Origin of the sequence: Pseudomonas muyukensis, assembly GCF_019139535.1 — a bacterium.
Lineage (GTDB): Bacteria > Pseudomonadota > Gammaproteobacteria > Pseudomonadales > Pseudomonadaceae > Aquipseudomonas > Aquipseudomonas muyukensis.
This window is the reverse complement of record NZ_CP077073.1, coordinates 3,796,586-3,818,245: the sequence shown is the minus strand read 5'-3', so window position 1 is coordinate 3,818,245 and position 21,660 is coordinate 3,796,586. Positions and strand designations below refer to the sequence as shown.

Here is a 21,660-nt window from a genome sequence, read left to right as displayed (position 1 = left end):
CTGGACCCTGCTCCAGGCCGTTTTCATTTAAAATTGCCGCTTTTGCCAACGTCAGCCGAAGGTAAAGCACTGGTAAAGCCCCTTTGCTAAAACGATGCCAGTGCTTATCGTTCACGCTCTTCACGCCGTCTTTCTCTGAACAAGGTTCGTTCGACCCATGCACGCCTCCAACTCCCGTTCCCCCCGTCGCTGGCTGTTCGGCCTGCTGATCCTGCTGCTGGTGGCCTTGCTGGCCTGGTGGCTGTGGCCTGCAACGCCGGCCCACAAGGAGGCGGGCGGGCGGCCGGGCAAGGGTGGGCGGCCGGGCTTCGGCGCTTCCGCCGACCCGGTGCCGGTGCGCGTCGAACCGGTGCGGGTGGGCGACTTCCCGCTGTACTACAAGGCCCTGGGCACCGTCACCGCGACCAACACGGTCAATGTACGCAGCCGAGTGGCGGGCGAGCTGGTCAAGATCCACTTCAAGGAAGGCCAGCAGGTCAAGGCCGGCGACCTGCTCGCCGAAATCGACCCGCGCCCGTACCGCATCGCCCTGCAGCAGGCCGAGGGTACCCTGGCGCAGAACCAGGCGCAGCTGAAAAACGCCCAGGTCGACCTGGCCCGCTATAAAGGCCTGTACGCCGAGGACAGCATCGCCAAGCAGACCCTCGACACCGCCGAGGCGCAGGTGGGGCAGTTCCTCGGGCTGGTCAAGACCAACCAGGCGCAGGTCAACGATGCCCGCCTGAACCTCGATTTCACCCAGATCCGCGCGCCCATCGGCGGCCGGGTCGGCCTGCGCCAGCTCGACCTGGGCAACCTGGTGGCGGCCAACGACACCACCGCGCTGGTGGTGATCACCCAGACCGAGCCGATCAGCGTCGCCTTCACCCTTCCGGAAACCCAGCTCGACACCGTACTGGCCCGCTACCGCAGCGGCGCCAGCCTGGCGGTGGAGGCCTGGGACCGTGGCGACCAGAAGCTGCAGGCCAGCGGCGTGCTGGGCAGCCTCGACAACCAGATCGACATCACCACCGGCACCCTGAAGTTCAAGGGCACCTTCCAGAACCGCGACCACGCGCTGTTCCCCAACCAGTTCGTCAACGTGCGCCTGCTGGCCGACACCCTCAAGCAGGTGGTGCTGGCACCGACCGCGGCGATCCAGTTCGGCACCGACGGCACCTTTGCCTATGTGGTCGACAAGGACAGCAAGGTCACTATCCGCAAGCTCAAGGTCGGCGCCAGCGACGGTCAGCGCAGCGTGATCGTCGAGGGCCTGGGCGCCGGCGAGCGCCTGGTGCTCGAAGGCACCGACCGCCTGCGCGAAGGCACCCAGGTCGAGGTGGTCGACGACAGCTCGCAAGTGCCCACCACCCCTGGCCAGCACCTGCAGGGCCAGGATGCCAAGGGCTCGGCCCAGGTTGGTGAGTCGAGCTCCAAGGCGGGCGCATGAACCTCTCGCGCCTGTTCATCCTGCGGCCGGTCGCCACCACCCTGAGCATGCTGGCCATCGTCCTGGCCGGCCTGATCGCCTACAAGATGCTGCCGGTGGCGGCCTTGCCCCAGGTCGACTACCCGACCATCCGGGTCATGACCCTGTACCCCGGCGCCAGCCCGCAGGTGATGACCAGCGCGGTGACCGCGCCGCTGGAGCGCCAGTTCGGCCAGATGCCGGGGCTGGAGCAGATGGCCTCGACCAGCTCGGGCGGCGCCTCGGTGCTGACCCTGCGCTTCAACCTCGACATGAACATGGATGTCGCCGAGCAACAGGTGCAGGCGGCGATCAACGCCGCCAGCAACCTGTTGCCCAGCGACCTGCCGGCGCCGCCGGTGTACAACAAGGTCAACCCGGCCGACACCCCGGTGCTGACCCTGGCGATTTCGTCGAAAACCATGCCGCTGCCCAAGCTCAACGACCTGGTCGATACCCGCGTGGCGCAGAAGATCGCCCAGATCAGCGGCGTGGGCATGGTCAGCATCGCTGGCGGCCAGCGCCAGGCGGTGCGAATCAAGGTCAATGTCGACGCCCTGGCCGCCAACGGCCTGAACCTGGACGACGTGCGCACGCTGATTGGCGCCTCCAACGTCAACCAGCCCAAGGGCAACTTCGACGGCCCGACCCGGGTGTCGATGCTCGACGCCAACGACCAGTTGCGCTCGCCGGCCGAGTACGCCGAGCTCATCCTCAAGTACAACAACGGTGCGCCGTTGCGCCTGAAGGACGTCGCCGAGATCGTCGACGGCGCCGAGAACGAGCGCCTGGCCGCCTGGGCCAACCAGAACGAGGCGGTGCTGCTGAATATCCAGCGCCAGCCGGGGGCCAACGTCATCGAGGTGGTCGACCGGATCAAGGACCTGTTGCCGTCGATCACCGACAACCTGCCGGCCGGCCTGGATGTCAGCGTGCTCACCGACCGCACCCAGACCATCCGCGCCGCGGTGCGCGACGTGCAGCACGAGCTGCTGTTCGCCATCGCCCTGGTGGTAATGGTGACCTTCCTGTTCCTGCGCCGGGTCTCGGCGACGATCATTCCGTCGATCGCCGTGCCGTTGTCGCTGATCGGCACCTTCGGCGTGATGTACCTGGCCGGTTTCTCGGTCAACAACCTGACGCTGATGGCGCTGACCATCGCCACCGGTTTCGTGGTGGACGATGCCATCGTCATGCTGGAGAACATCTCCCGCCACATCGAAGAGGGCGAGACGCCGTTGCAGGCCGCGCTCAAGGGCGCCAGGCAGATCGGCTTCACCCTGATCTCGCTGACCTTCTCGCTGATCGCGGTGTTGATCCCGCTGCTGTTCATGGCCGATGTGGTCGGCCGCTTGTTCCGCGAGTTCGCCATCACCCTGGCGGTGGCCATCCTGATTTCGCTGGTGGTGTCGCTGACCCTGACGCCGATGATGTGCGCGCGCCTGCTCAAGCGCGAACCCCAGGCCCATGAGCAAGGCCGCTTCTACCGTGCCAGCGGGGCCTGGATCGACTGGCTGATCCAGCATTACGGCACGGCCCTGACCTGGGTGCTCAAGCGCCAGCCGCTGACCCTGCTGGTGGCCGTGGCCACCCTGGCGCTGACCGTGGTGCTGTACTTGATGGTGCCCAAGGGCTTCTTCCCTGTGCAGGACACCGGGGTGATCCAGGGCATTTCCGAGGCGCCCCAGGCCACCTCGTTCAGCGCCATGAGCGAGCGCCAGCAGGCACTGGCCAAGGTCATTCTCGATGACCCGGCGGTGCAGAGCCTGTCGTCCTACATTGGCGTGGACGGCGACAACGCCACCCTCAACAGCGGCCGTCTGCTGATCAACCTCAAGCCCCACGGCGAGCGCGCCGTCAGCGCCGCCGAGGTGATCGCCCGCCTGCAGCCGCAACTCGACCGGCTGGTGGGCATCCGCCTGTTCATGCAGCCGGTGCAGGACCTGAGCATCGAGGACCGGGTCAGCCGCACCCAGTACCAGTTCAGCCTGTCGTCCCCCGACGCCGACCTGCTGGCCGAGTGGAGCGGCAAGCTGGTGCGCGCGCTGAAGGACCGCGCCGAGTTGCAGGATGTGGCCAGCGACCTGCAGGACAAAGGCCTGCAGGTGTACCTGGTGATCGACCGCGACATGGCCAGCCGCCTGGGAATCAACGTGGCGCAGATCACCAACGCCCTGTACGACGCCTTTGGCCAGCGGCAGATCTCGACCATCTATACCCAGGCCAGCCAGTACCGCGTGGTGCTGCAGTCGCAGACCGCCGCCAGCCTTGGCCCGCAGGCGCTGGAGTCGATCCACGTCAAGGCCGCCGACGGCGGCCAGGTGCGCCTGTCGGCGCTGGCGCGCATCGAGCAGCGCCAGGCGCAGCTGGCCATTTCCCACATCGGCCAGTTCCCCTCGGTGATGATGTCGTTCAACCTGGCACCCGGCGCCTCCCTGGGCGAGGCGGTGCAGGTGATCGAGCAGGTGCAACAGGACATCGGCATGCCGCTGGGCGTGCAGACCCGCTTCCAGGGCGCCGCCGAGGCGTTCCAGGCCTCGCTGTCGAGCACCTTGCTGCTGATCCTCGCCGCCGTGGTGACCATGTACATCGTCCTGGGGGTGCTCTACGAGAGCTACATCCACCCGGTGACCATCCTCTCGACGCTGCCTTCGGCGGCGGTGGGTGCCTTGCTGGCGCTGCTGCTCAGCGGCAACGACCTGGGCATGATCGCCATCATCGGCATCATCCTGCTGATCGGTATCGTCAAGAAGAACGCCATCATGATGATCGACTTCGCCCTGGAAGCCGAGCGTCACCAGGGCATGAGCCCGCGTGAGGCGATCTACCAGGCGGCGCTGCTGCGCTTCCGGCCGATCCTGATGACCACCCTGGCCGCGCTGTTCGGCGCGGTGCCGCTGATGCTCGCCAGCGGCTCGGGGGCCGAGCTGCGTCAGCCGCTGGGCCTGGTGATGGTCGGCGGCCTGCTGGTGAGCCAGGTGCTGACGCTGTTCACCACACCGGTGATCTACCTGTACTTCGATCGTCTGGCGCGGCGCTGGCGCCCGGTGACCGAGCAGCAGGCCGAAGCATGAATTTGTCCGGGCCTTTCATCCGCCGGCCGGTAGCGACCATGCTGCTGAGCCTGGCGATCATGTTGCTGGGCGGGGTGAGCTTCGGCCTGTTGCCGGTGTCGCCCCTGCCGCAGATGGATTTTCCGGTGATCGTGGTGCAGGCCAGCCTGCCCGGTGCCAGCCCCGAGGTCATGGCCTCCACCGTGGCCACGCCGCTGGAGCGCAAGCTCGGCAGCATCGCCGGGGTCAGCACCCTGACCAGCAGCTCCAGCCAGGGCTCCACCCGGGTGATCATCGGCTTCGACCTGGGCCGCGACATCGACGGCGCCGCTCGCGAGGTGCAGGCGGCGATCAACGCCACCCGCAACCTGTTGCCCAGCGGCATGCGCAGCATGCCCACCTACAAGAAGATCAACCCGTCCCAGGCACCGATCATGGTGCTGTCGCTGACCTCCGAGGTGCTGTCCAAGGGCCAGTTGTACGACCTGGCCGACACCATCCTGTCGCAGAGCCTGTCCCAGGTCACCGGGGTAGGGGAGGTGCAGATCGGCGGCAGCTCGCTGCCCGCCGTGCGCATCGAGCTGGAGCCGCAGTTGCTCAACCAGTACGGCCTGGCCCTGGACGATGTGCGCAGCGCGGTGGCCAACGCCAACCAGCGCCGGCCAATGGGCTTCGTCGAGGATGCCGAGCGCAATTGGCAGGTGCGCGCCAACGACCAGTTGGAGAAGGCCGAGGACTACAAGCCGGTGGTGATCCGCCAGCAGAACGGCGCGATCCTGCGCCTATCCGACGTGGCCCGGGTCAGCGACGGCGTGGAAAACCGCTACAACAGTGGCTTCTTCAACGATGAAAGCGCGGTGCTGCTGGTGGTCAACCGCCAGTCCGGGGCCAACATCATCCAGACCGTCGAGCAGATCAAGGCCGAGCTGCCGGCCCTGCAATCGCTGCTGCCGGCCAGCGTCAAGCTCAACGTGGCCATGGACCGTTCGCCGGTGATCAAGGCCACCCTCAAGGAAGCCGAGCACACACTGCTGATCGCCGTGGTGCTGGTGATCCTGGTGGTGTACCTGTTCCTCGGCAACTTCCGCGCCTCGCTGATCCCCAGCCTGGCGGTGCCGGTGTCGCTGGTGGGGACCTTCGCGGTCATGTACCTGTGCGGGTTCTCGTTGAACAACCTGTCGCTGATGGCGCTGATCCTCGCCACCGGGCTGGTGGTGGACGATGCCATCGTCGTGCTGGAGAACATCTCCCGGCATATCGAGAACGGCGAGGGCCCGCTGCAGGCGGCCTACAAGGGCGCCAGGGAGGTAGGTTTCACCCTGTTGTCGATGAACGTCTCGCTGGTGGCGGTGTTCGTCTCGATCCTGTTCATGGGTGGTATCGTCCGTGGCCTGTTCAAGGAGTTCTCGATCACCCTGGCGGCGGCGATCATCGTCTCGCTGGTGGTGTCGCTGACCCTGACGCCGATGCTCTGCTCGCGCTGGTTGAAGGTCCACGGCCCGCAACAGCAGACGCGCCTGCAGCGCTGGAGCGACGGCATTCACCGGCGCATGGTCGCCGGCTATGACCGCAGCCTGGGCTGGGCCCTGCGGCACAAGCGCCTGACCCTGTTCAGCCTGCTGGCGACCATCGGCCTGAACATCGCCCTGTACGTGGTGGTGCCCAAGACCCTGATGCCGCAGCAGGACACCGGCCAGTTGCAAGGTTTCATCCGTGGCGACGACGGCCTGTCGTTCAGCGTGATGCAGCCGAAGATGGAGATCTACCGCCGGGCGCTGCTCAAGGACCCGGCGGTGCAGAGCGTGGCCGGCTTCATCGGCGGCAACAGCGGCACCAACAATGCCTTCATGCTGGTGCGCCTGACGCCCATCGCCGAGCGCAAGGAGAGCGCGCAGAAAGTCATCGAGCGCCTGCGCAAGGAGATGCCCAAGGTGCCGGGCGGGCGCCTGTACCTGATGGCCGACCAGGACCTGCAACTGGGCGGCGGCGGCCGCGACCAGAGCACCTCGCAGTACTTCTACACCCTGCAGAGTGGCGACCTGGCGGCACTGCGCGAGTGGTTCCCGAAAGTCGCCGCCGAACTGCGCAAGCTGCCCGAGCTGACCGCCATCGACGCCCATGACGGCGCCGGCACCCAGCAGGTGACCCTGGTGGTCGACCGCGACCAGGCCAAGCGCCTGGGGATCGACATGGCCATGGTCACCGCGGTGCTCAACAACGCCTACAGCCAGCGGCAGATCTCGACCATCTACGACAGCCTCAACCAGTACCAGGTGGTGCTGGAGATCAACCCCAAGTACGCCTGGGACCCCAGCACCCTGGAGCAGGTGCAGGTGATCACCGCCGATGGCGCCCGCGTGCCGCTGTCGAGCTTTGCCCGCTACGAGAACTCGCTGGCCAACGACCGGGTCAGCCATGAAGACCAGTTCGCCTCCGAGGACATCGCCTTCGACGTCGCCGAAGGCTACAGCCCCGACCAGGCCATGGCTGCGCTGGAGCGCGCGGTGGCCAAGCTGGGCCTGCCCGAGTCGGTGATCGCCAAGCTCGGCGGCACCGCCGATGCCTTCAGCAAGACCGCCGAAGGGCAGCCGCTGATGATCCTTGGCGCGCTGTTGCTGGTGTACCTGGTGCTGGGCATCCTCTACGAAAGCTACATCCACCCGCTGACCATCCTCTCGACACTGCCGTCGGCCGGGGTCGGCGCCTTGCTGGCGTTGTACCTGACCGGCGGCGAGTTCAGCCTGATCTCGCTGCTGGGGCTGTTCCTGCTGATCGGCGTGGTGAAGAAGAACGCCATCCTGATGATCGACCTGGCCCTGCAACTGGAGCGCCACGAAGGCCTGTCGCCGGAAGAGTCGATCCGGCGTGCCTGCCTGCTGCGCCTGCGACCGATCCTGATGACTACCCTGGCGGCCATCCTCGGCGCGCTGCCGCTGCTGCTCAGCCGCGCCGAAGGCGCCGAAATGCGCCAGCCGCTGGGCCTGACCATCATCGGCGGCCTGGTGTTCAGCCAGCTCCTGACCCTCTACACAACGCCGGTGGTCTACCTGTACCTCGACCGTCTGCGCCACCGTTTCAACCGTTGGCGCGGCGTGCGCACCGACGCTGCCCTGGATACCCCGCTATGAACTTTGCCCATACCCGCATCCACCGCGCCCTCAAGCTGCTGACCCAGGGGCGCGGGTCGCGCCTGCTCGGCGCCGGCCTGTGCGTGGCGATGCTCAGTGCCTGTACCCTGAGCCCGGACTACCAGCGGCCGGAACTCAGCACCCCGGCGCAGTTCAAGCAGGCCGAAGGCTGGACCCAGGCCAACCCGTCGGACGCCATCGCCCGCGGCGCCTGGTGGGAAATCTATGGCGACGCGCAGCTCAACGGCCTGATCGAGGAACTGAACCGCAGTAACCAGACCGTGGCCCAGTACGAGGCGCAATACCGCCAGGCCCAGGCCCTGGTGCGCAGCAGCCGTTCGGCGCTGTTCCCCTCGCTGGACCTGACCACCAGCAAGAACCGCTCGGCGCAGGGCACCGGCAGTTCCAGTTCCAGCCTGTCCAACAACAGCAGCGGTATCCGCAACACCTACAACGCGCAGCTCGGCGTCAGCTGGGAGATCGACCTGTGGGGCAAGCTGCGCGACACCCTCGATGCCAACGAGGCCAGCGCCCAAGCCAGCCTGGCCGACATGGCGGCGATCCGCCTGAGCCAGCAGTCGGAGCTGGTGCAGAACTACCTGCAGTTGCGGGTGATCGACGAGCAGAAGCGCCTGCTCGAAGCCACGGTGGCAGCCTACGAACGTTCGCTGAAAATGAACGAAAACCAGTACCGCGCCGGCGTGGCCGGACCGGACGCCGTGGCCCAGGCGCGCACCCAGCTCAAGACTACCCAGGCCGACCTGATCGACCTGGCCTGGCAGCGCGCCCAGTACGAAAACGCCATTGCCGTGCTGATGGGCAAGGCGCCGGCCGATTTCGCCCTGGCTGCGAGCAACGACATCCCGGCGTTGCCGCAGATTCCCGTGACGCTGCCGTCGCAGCTGCTGGAGCGGCGCCCGGATATCGCCTCCGCCGAGCGTAAGGTGATGGCGGCCAACTCGAATATCGGGGTCTCCCGCGCCGCGTATTTCCCTGACCTGTCGTTGAGCATGAGTGGTGGCTATTCCAGCAGCAGCTTCAAGAACTGGATCGAGCTGCCCAACCGCTACTGGTCGGTGGGCCCGCAACTGGCGCTGAACCTGTTCGACGCTGGCAAGCGCAGCGCCGAGGTGGACCGCACCGAGGCAGTGTATGACCAGACCGTGGCGCAGTACCGCCAGACCGTGCTGGATGGGTTCAAGGAGGTTGAGAACTACCTGGTGCAGTTGAAGGTGTATGGCGATGAGGCGGTAGTGCGCCAGGAAGCGCTGGAGGCGGCGCGCGAGTCGTTGCGCCTGACCGAGAACCAGTACAAGGCCGGGTTGATCGGCTACCTGGATGTAGTGAATGTGCAGACCACGGCCTTGAGCAACGAGCGCAGCGTGCTGACCTTGCTGCAGGGGCGGCTGGTGGCGAGCGTACAGTTGATTGCCGCGTTGGGCGGCGGCTGGGACAACCAGGCAGCGCTGGCCGAGCAGTGACCCGTGGGCGCCAGCGTGCTGGCGAACCAGGCGCCGCGGTGGATGGCACCGGCTGCGCCGGTGTTCGCCGGCAAGGCCGGCTCCTACGCCGATTACGGCCTGCAACACCCGTAGGCGCCAGCCTTGCTGGCGAACCAGGCGCCGCGGTGGATGGCACCGGCTGCGCCGGTGTTCGCCGGCAAGGCCGGCTCCTACGCCGATCACGGCCTGCAACACCCGTAGGCGCCAGCGTTGCTGGCGAACCAGGCGCCGCGGTGGATGGCACCGGCTATGCCGGTGTTCGCCGGCAAGCCGGCTCCTACGCCGATTACGGCCTGCAACACCCGTAGGCGCCAGCTTGCTGGCGAACCAGGCGCCGCGATGGCTGGCACCGGCTGCGCCGGTGTTCGCCGGCAAGGCCGGCTCCTACGCCGATTACGGCCTGCATCACCCGTAGGCGCCAGCGTTGCTGGCGAACCAGGCGCCGCGGTGGATGGCACCGGCTGCGCCGGTGTTCGCCGGCAAGGCCGGCTCCTACGCCGATTACGGCCTGCAACACCCGTAGGCGCCAGCCTTGCTGGCGAACCAGGCGCCGCGGTGGATGGCACCGGCTGCGCCGGTGTTCGCCGGCAAGGCCGGCTCCTACGCCGATTACGGCCTGCAACACCCGTAGGCGCCAGCCTTGCTGGCGAACCAGGCGCCGCGGTGGATGGCACCGGCTGCGCCGGTGTTCGCCGGCAAGGCCGGCTCCTACGCCGATTACGGCCTGCATCACCCGTAGGCGCCAGCGTTGCTGGCGAACCAGGCGCCGCGGTGGATGGCACCGGCTGCGCCGGTGTTCGCCGGCAAGGCCGGCTCCTACGCCGATTACGGCCTGCAACACCCGTAGCCAGCCTTGCTGGCGAACCAGGCGACGCGATGATGGCACCGGCTGCGCCGGTGTTCGCCGGCAAGCCAGCCCCTACGCCGTCTGCGATCTGCCTTAAACCCGTGGGCGCCAGGCACGTGACGCTGTACCGCACCATCGCGCGCAGACAAAACGTGGCGATCGGCCATTTCTCGTGCACACTGTGTAAAGCCCCGTTATCAGTGGCGTGATTTCACCGTGCGAGGACCACCATGAGCGAACGCCGTCTGGCCCTGCCTGCGCTGCTGACGCTCGCCCTGGCCTGGCTGCCCAAGGCCGCGCTGGCCGCAGACGACTGCCGGCAGCTCAGCGCCACCGGCAACCCCGAGTACCCCCCGTACCTCTGGCGCGACCCGCAAAACCCCCAGCAACTGATCGGCGCCAACGCCGACCTGCTCCAGCATGTGGCCAAGGCCCTCGGGCTGGCGGTGAATGTGCTGTACGTGGGGCCCTGGTCGCGGGCCCAGGAAGAGGTCAACACGGGCCGCATCGACCTGCTGGCCGGGTATTTCCGCACCAATGCCCGGGCCCTGGCCACCGATTTCATCAGCCCGCCGTTCCTGTACACCTCCAGCGTGGCGTGGGTGCGCAAGGGCGAAGGCTTCACCTACCACGACTGGTCCGACCTCAAGGGCCGGCGTGGCGGAACCTTGGTCAACAACAGCCATGGCCAGGCCTTCGACGACTATGCGCGGGCGCAGTTGAACCTGGAAGCCGTACCCAGCGCTTCCCAGGCGTTCCAGAAACTGCTGCTGGGGCGCAGCGACTACGTGCTGTTCGAGCGCTACCCCGGGCTGGCGCTGGCCCGCACCTTGGACAAGGACCAGGCGCTGGACATCCTCGACCCGCCGATTTCCAGCGAGGGCCTGTACCTGGCGCTGTCGCGCAAGTCTGCCTGTAATGTCCCGGCGCTGCGCGAACAGCTGGCCCGCAAGGTGGCCGAGCTGGCAGCCGGGCCACTGCCGGCGCAACTGGTGGAGCAGAACCTGCGCCGCTGGCAACGCCAGCAAGCCGAGTCGGCCCGGTAATTAGCCAAGGGCCACGCCAATGCCTTTGATCTAATGCCCTTGGATGGGTGGCCTATGCTCTTGCCTCGCTCACCCTCACTCGCAGAGGCATTCCTTGATGAACAGCAAGACAACCGTGGTACTGGTACATGGTTTCTGGGGCGGCGCCGCCCATTGGGGCAAGGTCATCGTCGAGTTGGCGCGCCGGGGCATCCACGATGTTCGCGCGGTGGAACTGCCCTTGACCGCGCTGGCCGACGATGTCGAGCGCACGCGCAAGATGATCGCGCAGGTCCAGGGGCCGGTGCTGCTGGTCGGGCACTCCTATGGCGGGGCAGTGATCACCGAGGCCGGCAACGCGCCCAATGTGACGGGGCTGGTGTATGTCGCGGCGTTCGCCCCGGATGCCGGCGAAAGTCCGGGTGGCCTGACCCAGCAGCATGTGCCGGCGGCAGCGCCGAACCTGGAGGCGGACAGCGACGGTTACTTGTGGCTCAAGGCCGACAAGTTCCACCAGAGCTTCTGCCAGGACCTGTCTCAGGACGAGGGGCTGGTGATGGCGGTGACCCAGAAGGCGCCACTGGCGAGCACCTTCGCCGACGCCATCGGCCATCCTGCGTGGCGCGACAAACCGTCCTGGTACCAGATTTCCAGCCAGGACCACATGATCGCCCCCGACAACCAGCGGATGATGTCGGCGCGGCTGAAGGCGCGCAAGGTGATCACCCTGGACGCCAGTCATGCCTCGTTGGCGTCCAGGGCCAAAGAGATCGCTGGGCTGATCGAGGAAGCGCTCGGCTAGCTCAGCCCTTGCACTTGGCCAGCACCACCTGGCAGGTGCGTGGCGTGCCGCCCGAGCGGCTGGCGTAGCGCACGCAGCTGTCCAGCGACTTCTTGCTGGCCATGGCCAGGGTCGGGCCGAACGCCAGGCCACCTTCGCCACTGCTGGGCAGGGCCTTGGCGTAGCATTTGGAGCCTTGGGCGGCGTAACGGCTGTTGCCGTGCTTGCTGGAACAGCCCGCGACCACGGCCATGGCAAGCAGCGTGAGGACGAGCAAGGGGATGCGCCCGGGCAGGGTGGTCATCGCGAGCTCCTGAAGGTGGGTATTGGAGTGTGGGCCCGCTTAGTTTAGCGCGAGCCGCTTCGCTTGGGGCAGTGGTTGCCTCGCGGACCCGGCGGCAAGGAAACAATCGATAAGTGGCAATATGCCTTTATTGCCTGGGAAAGCCCTCTAAACCAGGCTCGAAAGCGCCTGTGGTCGCCCATTGGATCCATCCTGCGTGGTGAAAACCCCGTGCGTTTCGCTAAAGCTTGAGTACAATTATCGGCTTTTCCGGGCCCTCCCTTGGCCTGCTCCTGGAAGTACGCATGCTGATTGGTAGTTATTCCTCCTCGCTGGTGCTGATCTCGCTGTGCGTGGCCATTCTTGCCTCTTACACCGCCCTGGACCTCACCGGGCGCATCGCCACGGCCAAGGGCCGGGCGGTGTACCTGTGGATGGGCGGAGGGGCTTTCGCCATGGGGATCGGCATCTGGTCGATGCACTTCATCGGCATGCTCGCCTTTAGCCTGCCTATCGAGCTGGGCTACGACGCGGCGCTCACCGCGTTGTCGCTACTGATCGCGGTGGCCTCGTCGGGCTTTGCCCTGTGGCTGGTGAGCCAGCCGAAACTGCCGTGGCTGCAACTGGCGTTCGGCGCGTTGATCATGGGCACCGGCATCGCCTGCATGCACTACATGGGCATGGCGGCGCTGCGCATGCAGCCGGGCATCGACTATGACCCGACCCTGTTCGGCGCCTCGTTGGCCATCGCGGTAGGGGCCTCGGCCGCCGCGCTGTGGATCGCCTTCCGCCTGCGCCAGCACACCCCGTATGTGCGGCAGATCCGTGGGGTGGCGGCGGTGGTGATGGGCATCGCCATCGTCGGCATGCACTACACCGGCATGGCGGCGGCCAATTTTCCCGCGGGCAGTTTCTGTGGCGCGCTGGCCACCGGCCTGGCCGGCGATGGCCTGGACTACCTGGTGCTGATCACCACCCTGGCAGTGCTGGCAGTGGCCTTGCTGACCTCGGTGCTCGACGCGCGCCTGGAGGCGCGCACTGCCGAGCTGGCCCGCTCGCTGACCCTGGCCAACCAGGAACTGACCCAGCTGGCCCTGCACGACACCTTGACCGGGCTGCCCAACCGCACGCTGCTGGCCGACCGTATCGAGCAGGCCATTGGCCGGGTGGCGGAGCAGGGGGGCTGCTTTGCCTTGATGTTCATCGACCTGGACGGCTTCAAGCCGGTCAACGATGCCTTCGGCCACCATGTCGGCGACCAGTTGCTCAAGGCCGTGGCGGCGCGCCTGCGCGGCCACCTGCACAGCCAGGACACCCTGGCGCGGATCGGCGGCGACGAGTTCGTGCTGCTGGTGGAGCTGGACGAGCCGGACGACGCCATGAACGTCGCGGTCAAGCAGGTCAACCTGATGGCCAGGCCGTTCCGCGTCGCCGAACACGACCTGCAACTGTCGGCCAGCCTCGGCATCGTGCTGTATCCGGGCAACGGCCTGGACCAGCATGAACTGCTGCGCAACGCTGATGCGGCGATGTACCACGCCAAGAGCGCCGGCAAGAACGGCTACAGCTTCTTCGACGCCTCGATGAACAGCAACGCGCGCCAGCAGTTGCAATTGCTGCAGGACCTGCGCACGGCGCTGGAGCAAAACCAGTTCCGCCTGCACTACCAGCCCAAGTTCGACGCCGTGCAGCGCCAGCCCATCGGTGCCGAGGCGTTGCTGCGCTGGGAGCACCCGCAACATGGCCTGATGCTGCCGGACCGTTTCATCGGCCTGGCCGAGAAAACCGGCCTGATCATCCCTATCGGCGAATGGGTGCTGGGCGAGGCGTGCCGGCAGATGCGCCAGTGGATGGACCAGGGGCACGAGGACTGGCGCATCGCGGTCAACCTGTCGGCTATCCAGTTCTGTCATGTCGGGCTGGTCGACAGCGTCGCCGCCGCGTTGGCCGACAACGGCCTGCCGGCCAACCACCTGACCCTGGAAATCACCGAGACCACCGCCATGCGCGATGCCGATGCCAGCCTGCATGTGCTGCAGCGCTTGTCGGATATGGGCGTGGACCTGTCCATCGACGACTTCGGCACCGGTTATTCGAGCCTGATGTACCTCAAGCGCCTGCCGGCCAACGAGCTGAAGATCGACCGCGGCTTCGTCCGCGACCTGGAGCAGGACAGCGATGACGCCGCGATCGTCTCGGCCATCGTCGCGCTGGGCCAGGCGTTGGGCCTGCGGATCGTCGCCGAAGGGGTGGAAACCGACCGCCAGCAGGACTTCCTGACCCGCCTGGGCTGCGATTCGCTACAGGGCTACCTGCTCGGTCAGCCAGTGCCGGCCGAGCAGTTCATGACGGGGTTGCAGGCGCTGCGCGCGCGTCAGCAGCAGGCGGGTTAAATCGCGCTGCGCAGCGGGCTGGCGAGCAGGTCGAAGGTGTCCATCTCGGCTTCGAGCGCCTCGATGATCCGCTCGACATCGGCCGCGGGCATGACCGTGGCGCAGGGAATGCCGGCCACTGCCAGCAGGGTTTCGCCAGTGGCCCGGTCGAACAGCCGGGCGACCATGCTGCGTGGCGCATCCATGCTGGCTTCGAAGCCCAGCGGATGGAAATGCCAACGCATCACCTGGCAGGCGTTGGGGAACGTCATCTTGTTCATGCCAGCCTCCTTGTTCGTGTCCTGAACGCGGTGAGTGCGCAGTGATGCCAGTGTGGCCATCCTGGCCATGGGAACCTAAACATAGCACCTGCCATGGCAGTGTTCCCTGGAAAATATGGCAAATGTACTAATGCATGACGGTTGTCACAGTCTTGTCATGCCGACCGGCTGGCGGCCATTGGCCAGGGCAAACGTTTTCCCCTAGGGCCGAAGGCGGGCAAGGGATGTTGCTCTGCTATGGTTACCGGCAGCGCTTTTCGGACCAGCGGTGCCGAGCGGGCAGACAGGGAGGCAGCCATGCGATTTTCCACGCTCACCCAACGGATTGCGGACGATGCCACCGCGGCCTGGGATATCCACTACCAGGCCCTGGCCCTGCGTGAGCAGGGACGCGAGGTATTCCTGCTGTCGGTGGGCGACCCGGATTTCGACACCCCGGTCCCGGTGGTCGAGGCTGCCGTGGCCAGCCTGCGCCGAGGGGAGACCCACTACAGCGATGTGCGCGGCAGCCTGGCCTTGCGCCAGGCCATCGTGCGTCACAGAGGCCTGGCGCTGGACCCGCGGCAGGTGGTGGTGACCGCCGGGGCCCAATGCGCCCTGTATGCCACCTGCCAGTGCCTGTTCGAGCCCGGTGACGAGGTGATCGTCGTCGAGCCCATGTACGTGACCTACCACGCCGTGCTTGGCGCCTGTGGCGCTCGGCCGGTGCAGGTGCCGATGCCGGCGCAAACCGGCTTTCGCCTGGATCCGCAGGCCGTGGCGCGGGCCATCACGCCGCGTACCCGCGGGTTGCTGCTCAACAGCCCGCACAATCCCACCGGCTCGGCCATCGATGCCGTGGCGCTCGGGCAATTGGCCGAGCTGTGCCAGGCCCATGACCTGTGGTTGGTATGCGACGAGGTCTATCGGGGCTTGCTGCACGATGGCGAGGCGCCTGACCCGCTGAACCTGCCCGGCATGGCCGAGCGCTGCGTGGTCATCGACAGCCTGTCCAAGTCCCACGCCATGAGCGGTTGGCGGGTCGGCTGGGTGATTGGCCCGCCCGCGCTGGCTGAGCACCTGGGCAACCTGGTCATGGCCATGTTGTTCGGCCTGCCGGAGTTCGTCATGCAGGCGGCCTGCGTAGCTTTGGCGCAGGCAGGGCCGCAGGTGCGGCAGATGCGCACGGCGTATCGGCAGCGACGCGACCGCGTGTGCGCCTTGCTCGAAGCGTGCCCAGGGGTGCGCGCCCATCGACCGGCGGGCGGCATGTTCGTGATGCTCGATATCCGTGGCACCGGGCTCGGCGCCCAGGCCTTCGCCCAGCGCCTGCTGGACGAGGAGGGCGTGGCGCTGCTGCCCGGCGACGCCTTTGGCCCAAGCGCGGCGGGGCATGTAAGGCTGGGGCTGGTACTGGCGGTCGAGGCGTTGGAGGTGGTCTGCCGGCGCATTGCGGCGTGTGCGCAACGCGCGTTAATTGAGCAGGCCGGCGGCGATATTGATGGTGAAGCCGAGAATCGCCGTGTTGAACACGAAACCTACCAGTGAATGCGCCAGCACCACCCGGCGCATGGCCCGGCCGGCGACGCCGATATCGGAGGTTTGCACCGCGACGCTGATGGTGAACGCGAAGTAGTGGAAGTCCCAGTAGTCGGGGTTGCGTTCGCCGTCGGCGAAGCGCAGCGGCGGTTCGTGGCGGTCGCCGGTGTAGAACAGCCGGGCGTAGTGCAGGCTGAAGATGCAGCCGATCAGCAGCCACGAGCCTGCCACCGTCAGCCCGGTATACAGGTAGTGCAGGGCCAGCGCGCTGCCTTCGAGGCCACGGCTGGAGACCAGTTGCAGGGTGACCGCGGCGAGGCTGGCGATGGCCGAGACGCACACGGTGATCAACACCAGGCCGGCATTCTCGTCCTCCAGGCGGGCGACCTTGCGCACTTGCCCGGCGCTGGCCCGCAGGCTCAGCCACAGCACCATCAGCAAGTACAGCCAGACGCCGAGGTTCCAGCCGGCGAGGATGCGCTGCACGGTGTCGTCGGCAGGGATCAGCCAGCCGCCGAGCAAGCCGGCCAGGGTGGCGAAGCTCAGGCGCGGATGGGTACGGGTGAGTCGAAGGAAAGCCATGCTGCCTCGTTGCCGGGGGCGTCTGTGCAACTGTAGACCATGGCCTTGGCGCTGCCTGCTTCGCCAGCAAGGCTGGCTCCTACAATGACTCCGGCAGATTGCGCTACTCGGGTTCAACCCGGCATGCCATCCACCCGTGGCCGGGCCAGGATCGGCAGGTAATGCCACAGGAACAGCAGCAGCGCGCCACTGCCGAACAACACCGACAACCCCAGTCCCAGCGGCGTGAACGGCGCCACCAGCACCCGGGCCAGCGCCGCCAGCTGGATCAGCGCAAACGCCCAGGCCATGCTGCGCGGCACTTGCAGGGGGCGCCCGGTGTGGCCCAGGCTGACCCGCGCCATCATTGCCACGATCAATCCGCTCATGGCGCCCACGCTCAGGGCATGGGCCGCCAGGCTCGGGTTGATCGCCACCCCGGCATGCCACAAGGCCAGGCCCAGGCAGGCCGGGATCAGCCAGGCGTAGGCCAGGTGCAGCGACCACAGCAGCGGTACCCGCCACAGGCCGCGGTCATGCCACAGCACCAGGCGCGTGCCATGCAGCAGCGCCAGGCCAGCGAACAGCGGGGCCAGCGCCGGGTGTGGCTGGTCGCCAAGGCCGAGTACATAGCTGAGCGGCAACGCCACGCTGGCGGCCAGGCAGGCGCGGTCCAGCCAGGGCCGGGCCGGCGTCGGGCTCATGTTGCCCAGGCCGCGCCGGGTGAAGAACGGGATCACCCGGCCGCCCAGCATGCTCATCATCGCCGCCACCAACCACAGCCCGGCGAGCACGCCGCGGCGTTGCCACTGCTCGTTGTGGTTCAGCCAACCGGCCAGGGTCAGCCACTGGCAGGTGGCGATCAGCAGCACCAGGACGACGATGGGGTAATTGTTGCGCAGGCGCCGCTGGATGATCGGGCGGGCCAGGGCCACGGCCACCAGGGGCAGGAAGGCACCCTGGAGCAGCAGCACCAGCCAGGCCGGCAAGGGCAGGAACCAGCTGGCCCGGCCCAGCAGCCAGAGCAGGAACAACCCCTGCAACGGCCGGCCGCTAAGGCCGGGGATGCCGCTCCAGTTCTGCACCGCGGTCAGCAGGAAGCCGGCGATGATCGCGGCGGCGAAGCCGAACAGCATCTCGTGGCGGTGCCAGGCCAGCATGCCGCCGGGCGGCTCGGGTTGCAGCGCGCCGGCCAGTACTCCGCCCCACAGCAGCAGGGCGAGCACGGCGAACAGACTGCCGCCGAGGAAGAATGGGCGAAAACCCAGCGCCCAGAGTGCCTGGCGCGGACGAGCGGTAACGGGCTGGACGAGCATGGCGGGACCTTGGTTCGATCAGAAAGGTTGAATGGGGTACCATCACGAACCGTGCCACCGGCAAAGCCCTTGTATATCAGGGTGATGGCACTGTCATGAGTCATTATGACTCTAGTTTTATGTAGTCTTTTGGACTTTGATTGGTGTCATTTAGACTCGCTTTGCGCGACCTTGGCTCAACCTGGCCAGGTTGCTTCGCTACAGGATCCCGTTGTGACCGAGCTTCTGCGCAACCCGTTGTTGCAATACCTTGCCCGCCTGGCGCCATCCAGCCAGTTGACCATGCGCTATATCCTCCAGGATGCCGCCGATCGCCTGGGGTTCGTCGACTGCGACATCGCCGAGGTGCCCTGGCATCACCTCGAGCCAGGCCATGTGGTTGCCCTGGTGGCGGCCTTGCGCGCCGATGGCTATGCCCCCAACACCTCGTCGCTGTACGTCAATGCCGTGCGCGGGGTGATGAACGAGGCCTGGCGCCAAGGCCTGATCGAGCATGAGCAGCTGCTGAAGATCCGCGAGATCAAGCCGGCCAGTGGCAGCCGCCTGCCCGCGGGCCGCAATCTGCGGCGCAGCCTGATCCGCGAGCTGATGGACGTCTGCGCCGCCGATCCGCGGCCGCAGGGTGTGCGCGATGCGGCGATCCTGGCGCTGTTGTATGGCACCGGCATGCGCAAGTCGGAGTCGGTGGACGTGGACCTGGCCCAGGTGGATTTCCAGGAACGCAGTATCCAGGTGCTGGCCAAGGGCAATCGGCAGTTGCTCAAGTATGCCCCGGCCTGGGCCTTCGAAAAGCTCCAGGCCTGGCTCGACCTGCGGCGCCAGCAGCTGCCGGCGGGCGAGCGCGACGACAGCTTCCTGTTCAACCGTATCCGCCGCGGCAGCCATATCACCCGGGCGCGCATCACCAAGCACGCCATCTACTACATTGCCCGCCAGCGCGGGGCGCAGGTAGGGGCGAAGATCATGCCCCATGACTTTCGCCGGGCGTTCATCACCCGGGTGATCGAGGAGCACGACCTGTCGATCGCGCAGAAACTGGCGCACCACGCCAATATCCAGACCACCGCCGGGTATGACCGGCGCGACGACAACGAGCGGCGCCGGGCGCTGGAGCGGTTCGACTACTGAGCCGGTGGGACGCTATCAGGCGACGCCGTACTGCAACACCCGGCCACGCCCTTGCTGCTTGGCCGCATACAAGGCGTGGTCGCCCATCGACAGCAAGCGCGACAGCTCGCATTCCCCCGCCGGGCGACTGACGATGCCGATGCTGACCCCGAGCATGCCCGGCTCCAGCAGTGGCAGGCTGGCGAACCCGGCACAGATGCGTTGCGCCACCGCCTCGGCGGCGGCTGCGTCGCTGCTGCGCAGCAGGCAGGCGAACTCTTCGCCGCCAATGCGCGCGAACAGGTCGCCACGGCGCAAGTGCCGGCCGGTCTCGCTGGCGAACGCCAGCAGCACCTGGTCGCCCATCGGGTGGCCGAACTGGTCGTTGATCCGCTTGAAGTGGTCCAGGTCGCACAGGAGCAAGGCCACCGGCTCGCGCCGCGCGGTGCAGTCGCGCAGCAGTTGGCCGCCGCGTTCCATGAACGCCCGGCGGTTGTCGATGCCGGTCAGCGGGTCGCTGTAGGCCGCGGCGCGCAGCTGGATTTCGGCGCGTTCGCGGACCATCGCCAGGGTGATGTAGGAAATGCCGATGGCGAACAGCATCGACTCGAACAGGATCAAGGCAAAGAACGCCGGGCGTGGGCCGCCGTTGTTGATCGCCTGGTCCAGGGCCAGGCCATCGTCGATCAGCGCGCGCAGCAGGTAGATCGAGGCATGCAGGGCAGTCAGGATCAGCGCCGGGGTGTACGACACCTGCAGGCGCACCCGCGGTCGCCACAACTCGCGCAGGCAGAGCAGGGTATAGCCCAGGGTCAGCAGCGAATACAGCCTCACCCGCAGGCCGAGGTCGGCGGTAAAACCTGGCCACAGGCTGAACAACCACCAGAACAGCGCACCGGCCAGCAGCAGCGGCCAGTGCGGACGGCGCCCGCCGAACACGCGCATGGCGGTCCAGCCCAGGCCGGCGCCGGTCAGCAGGACGATATTGCCCAGCACCAGGGCCAGGTAGTCGATACCCAGGCCACGCAGGGCGATCAGGCCCACCCCCAGCCCCGAGGTCAGCAGCATCGCCCCTAGGTAGCCCAGGCTCGGGTCGCTGGCGCAGCGCCGCCAGGCGTGCAGGGTGAGGATGCCCATCAGGGCGAAGATGAATACAGCGACCAGGATCAGGGTCGGCAAGCTCAGCGACACGGGCAGGCGCTCTCGGCGGCAAAACGTACCATGCTAAGCCAAGCGCATGGCCAGTTGCTACCGTTGTTCAATGGATGCTCGACGCCAGTTCGAAGATCGGCATGTACATCAGGATCACGATCAGGCCGATCAGCAGGCCGATGAAGGTCATCAGCAACGGCTCGAACAGTTTGACGAACCATTCCACCCAGCGCCCGATCTCCTGGTCGTGGAAGTCGGCGCAGCGCTCGAGCATTGCCCCCAGGTTGCCCGACTGCTCGCCGGCGCGCAGCAGGCGCAGCGACACCGGGGTCACCAGTTGCGCGGCTTCCAGCGCATCCGACAGCGCCAAGCCCTCGGCGACCCGTCGACTGGCCTGCTCGAGGCTTTCGGCGCCGGCGCTGCCGAGCAGGCCGCGGGCCATGCCCAAGGCGGTGAGGATGGGAATGCCACCTTGCAGGAGAATCCCCAGCGAGCGGTAGAACCGCGCCAGCTCGTACATCACCAGGCGCTGGTGCAAGGCCGGCAGGCGCCGCAGCTGGCGGTGGGCCCAGCGCTGGACGACGCGCTGGCGGCGCGCAGCGACCAGGGCGCCGATGGCGGCCAGGCTGCCCAGGCCCAGCGGCACTTGCTGGGCATGCAGGAACAGGCCGATCTGCATCAGCACCTGGGACAGCCACGGCAGCTCGCTGCCCATGCCCTCGAACACCAGGCTGAAGCGTGGCACCACGTAGCCCAGCAGGAACAGCACCACGCCGCCGCCGACCAGCAACAGCAGCAAGGGGTAGACCGAGGCGCCGATCAGCTTCTGGCGCACCAGGTCGAGCCGTTGCCGATAGCCGATGTAGCGGCCCAGGGCGTCGCCCAGGGCGCCGGTGCGCTCGCTGGACTGCACCAGGGCCACGTACAGGGCGGGGAACACCCGAGGTTGCAGGGCCAGGGCCTGGGACAGCGAACGGCCCTCGTAGAGCTGGCGCACCAGTTGCTCGAGGACCTTGCGCGCGGCGCCGTCAGGCGCCTTTTCGGCCAGGCTTTCGAGGGCGTCGATCAGCGCCAGGCCGGCGCTGAGCAGGGTGCTCAGCTCCTGGCTGAACAGCACCAGGTCGAACGCCATGGCGCGACGCCGCCAGGCCAGGCCACGGCGGCGCACGCTGAGCACACGCAGGCCCTGGTCTTCGGCCTGGCGGCGGGCCTGCTCGATGTCCTCGGCGTCCACCTGCAGTTGCACCACGCCCTGGCTGCCCAGGGCCTTGAGCTGGTAGCGCATGG

Annotated in this window: 15 protein-coding genes; 9 read left to right on the top strand and 6 right to left on the bottom strand. The window is 67.2% G+C overall.

Annotated elements, in window-relative coordinates; all coding sequences use genetic code 11:
• Window positions 1-157: 157 nt before the first annotated feature.
• From KSS95_RS16910 to KSS95_RS16885, 6 genes are all read left to right on the top strand, one after another.
• The gene (locus KSS95_RS16910; RefSeq protein WP_217848215.1) at window positions 158-1,429 is read left to right on the top strand and encodes an MdtA/MuxA family multidrug efflux RND transporter periplasmic adaptor subunit; all 1,272 of its coding nucleotides are present in this window, start codon (window positions 158-160) and stop codon (window positions 1,427-1,429) included.
• Window positions 1,426-4,521 carry an MdtB/MuxB family multidrug efflux RND transporter permease subunit gene (locus tag KSS95_RS16905; RefSeq protein WP_217848214.1) on the top strand — a complete coding sequence of 1,032 codons (3,096 nt, stop codon included), beginning with the start codon at window positions 1,426-1,428 and terminating at the stop codon, window positions 4,519-4,521. Before KSS95_RS16910 ends, KSS95_RS16905 begins: the two co-directional genes overlap by 4 nt.
• On the top strand, window positions 4,518-7,628 hold the full coding sequence (locus KSS95_RS16900) for a multidrug efflux RND transporter permease subunit (protein WP_217848213.1): 3,111 nt from the start codon (window positions 4,518-4,520) through the stop codon (window positions 7,626-7,628). The genes KSS95_RS16905 and KSS95_RS16900 overlap by 4 nt, the downstream gene beginning before the upstream one ends.
• The gene (locus tag KSS95_RS16895; protein ID WP_217848212.1) at window positions 7,625-9,109 is read left to right on the top strand and encodes an efflux transporter outer membrane subunit; all 1,485 of its coding nucleotides are present in this window, start codon (window positions 7,625-7,627) and stop codon (window positions 9,107-9,109) included. The genes KSS95_RS16900 and KSS95_RS16895 overlap by 4 nt, the downstream gene beginning before the upstream one ends.
• Before the next feature lie 1,098 nt (window positions 9,110-10,207).
• On the top strand, window positions 10,208-11,023 hold the full coding sequence (locus tag KSS95_RS16890) for a substrate-binding periplasmic protein (protein ID WP_217848211.1): 816 nt from the start codon (window positions 10,208-10,210) through the stop codon (window positions 11,021-11,023).
• Window positions 11,024-11,120: 97 nt separating this feature from the next.
• Window positions 11,121-11,804 (top strand): alpha/beta hydrolase, encoded by a 684-nt coding sequence (locus tag KSS95_RS16885; RefSeq protein ID WP_217848210.1) that lies wholly within the window; start codon window positions 11,121-11,123, stop codon window positions 11,802-11,804.
• Window position 11,805: 1 nt separating this feature from the next.
• On the opposite strand, the gene KSS95_RS16880 is transcribed toward KSS95_RS16885, so the two are convergent.
• Complete coding sequence (locus KSS95_RS16880) at window positions 11,806-12,087, bottom strand: hypothetical protein (protein ID WP_217848209.1); 282 nt, start codon at window positions 12,085-12,087, stop codon at window positions 11,806-11,808.
• 284 nt (window positions 12,088-12,371) lie between these two features.
• Here KSS95_RS16880 and KSS95_RS16875 point away from each other — a divergent pair, with 284 nt between their 5' ends.
• Window positions 12,372-14,459, top strand: coding sequence for a putative bifunctional diguanylate cyclase/phosphodiesterase (locus KSS95_RS16875; RefSeq protein ID WP_217848208.1), 2,088 nt, complete (start codon window positions 12,372-12,374; stop codon window positions 14,457-14,459).
• Here KSS95_RS16875 and KSS95_RS16870 read toward each other — a convergent pair.
• A complete protein-coding gene (locus KSS95_RS16870; RefSeq protein ID WP_217848207.1) occupies window positions 14,456-14,719 on the bottom strand; it encodes a DUF1652 domain-containing protein in 264 nt (87 codons plus the stop codon). The genes KSS95_RS16875 and KSS95_RS16870 overlap by 4 nt on opposite strands.
• A gap of 297 nt (window positions 14,720-15,016) precedes the next feature.
• Between KSS95_RS16870 and KSS95_RS16865 the strand changes: the two genes are divergently transcribed.
• Window positions 15,017-16,246, top strand: coding sequence for a pyridoxal phosphate-dependent aminotransferase (locus KSS95_RS16865; RefSeq protein WP_217848206.1), 1,230 nt, complete (start codon window positions 15,017-15,019; stop codon window positions 16,244-16,246).
• Here KSS95_RS16865 and KSS95_RS16860 read toward each other — a convergent pair.
• Window positions 16,172-16,819, bottom strand: coding sequence for a DUF1345 domain-containing protein (locus KSS95_RS16860; RefSeq protein WP_217848205.1), 648 nt, complete (start codon window positions 16,817-16,819; stop codon window positions 16,172-16,174). The genes KSS95_RS16865 and KSS95_RS16860 overlap by 75 nt on opposite strands.
• Before the next feature lie 113 nt (window positions 16,820-16,932).
• A complete protein-coding gene (locus KSS95_RS16855) occupies window positions 16,933-18,114 on the bottom strand; it encodes an NnrS family protein (protein WP_217848204.1) in 1,182 nt (393 codons plus the stop codon).
• A gap of 282 nt (window positions 18,115-18,396) precedes the next feature.
• Between KSS95_RS16855 and KSS95_RS16850 the strand changes: the two genes are divergently transcribed.
• The gene (locus tag KSS95_RS16850; protein WP_437179620.1) at window positions 18,397-19,242 is read left to right on the top strand and encodes a site-specific integrase; all 846 of its coding nucleotides are present in this window, start codon (window positions 18,397-18,399) and stop codon (window positions 19,240-19,242) included.
• A gap of 15 nt (window positions 19,243-19,257) precedes the next feature.
• On the opposite strand, the gene KSS95_RS16845 is transcribed toward KSS95_RS16850, so the two are convergent.
• Together KSS95_RS16845 and KSS95_RS16840 are read right to left on the bottom strand one after the other, a co-directional pair.
• Entirely contained in the window at window positions 19,258-20,412 is a 1,155-nt protein-coding gene (locus tag KSS95_RS16845; protein ID WP_217848202.1) for a GGDEF domain-containing protein, read from the bottom strand.
• A gap of 67 nt (window positions 20,413-20,479) precedes the next feature.
• Window positions 20,480-21,658 carry a type II secretion system F family protein gene (locus KSS95_RS16840; protein ID WP_217848201.1) on the bottom strand — a complete coding sequence of 393 codons (1,179 nt, stop codon included), beginning with the start codon at window positions 21,656-21,658 and terminating at the stop codon, window positions 20,480-20,482.
• Between the last annotated feature and the right edge of the window lie 2 nt (window positions 21,659-21,660).

What these genes read in the sequence shown, in the direction of transcription:
- KSS95_RS16850 (WP_437179620.1), top strand. Translation starts at nt 18,397, where the DNA reads ATGCGCTATATCCTCCAGGATGCCGCCGATCGCCTGGGGTTCGTCGAC.
- KSS95_RS16860 (WP_217848205.1), bottom strand. Translation starts at nt 16,819, where the DNA reads ATGGCTTTCCTTCGACTCACCCGTACCCATCCGCGCCTGAGCTTCGCC.
- KSS95_RS16895 (WP_217848212.1), top strand. Translation starts at nt 7,625, where the DNA reads ATGAACTTTGCCCATACCCGCATCCACCGCGCCCTCAAGCTGCTGACC.
- KSS95_RS16900 (WP_217848213.1), top strand. Translation starts at nt 4,518, where the DNA reads ATGAATTTGTCCGGGCCTTTCATCCGCCGGCCGGTAGCGACCATGCTG.
- KSS95_RS16910 (WP_217848215.1), top strand. Translation starts at nt 158, where the DNA reads ATGCACGCCTCCAACTCCCGTTCCCCCCGTCGCTGGCTGTTCGGCCTG.
- KSS95_RS16865 (WP_217848206.1), top strand. Translation starts at nt 15,017, where the DNA reads ATGCGATTTTCCACGCTCACCCAACGGATTGCGGACGATGCCACCGCG.
- KSS95_RS16870 (WP_217848207.1), bottom strand. Translation starts at nt 14,719, where the DNA reads ATGAACAAGATGACGTTCCCCAACGCCTGCCAGGTGATGCGTTGGCAT.
- KSS95_RS16875 (WP_217848208.1), top strand. Translation starts at nt 12,372, where the DNA reads ATGCTGATTGGTAGTTATTCCTCCTCGCTGGTGCTGATCTCGCTGTGC.
- KSS95_RS16885 (WP_217848210.1), top strand. Translation starts at nt 11,121, where the DNA reads ATGAACAGCAAGACAACCGTGGTACTGGTACATGGTTTCTGGGGCGGC.
- KSS95_RS16890 (WP_217848211.1), top strand. Translation starts at nt 10,208, where the DNA reads ATGAGCGAACGCCGTCTGGCCCTGCCTGCGCTGCTGACGCTCGCCCTG.
- KSS95_RS16855 (WP_217848204.1), bottom strand. Translation starts at nt 18,114, where the DNA reads ATGCTCGTCCAGCCCGTTACCGCTCGTCCGCGCCAGGCACTCTGGGCG.
- KSS95_RS16905 (WP_217848214.1), top strand. Translation starts at nt 1,426, where the DNA reads ATGAACCTCTCGCGCCTGTTCATCCTGCGGCCGGTCGCCACCACCCTG.
- KSS95_RS16840 (WP_217848201.1), bottom strand. Translation starts at nt 21,658, where the DNA reads ATGCGCTACCAGCTCAAGGCCCTGGGCAGCCAGGGCGTGGTGCAACTG.
- KSS95_RS16880 (WP_217848209.1), bottom strand. Translation starts at nt 12,087, where the DNA reads ATGACCACCCTGCCCGGGCGCATCCCCTTGCTCGTCCTCACGCTGCTT.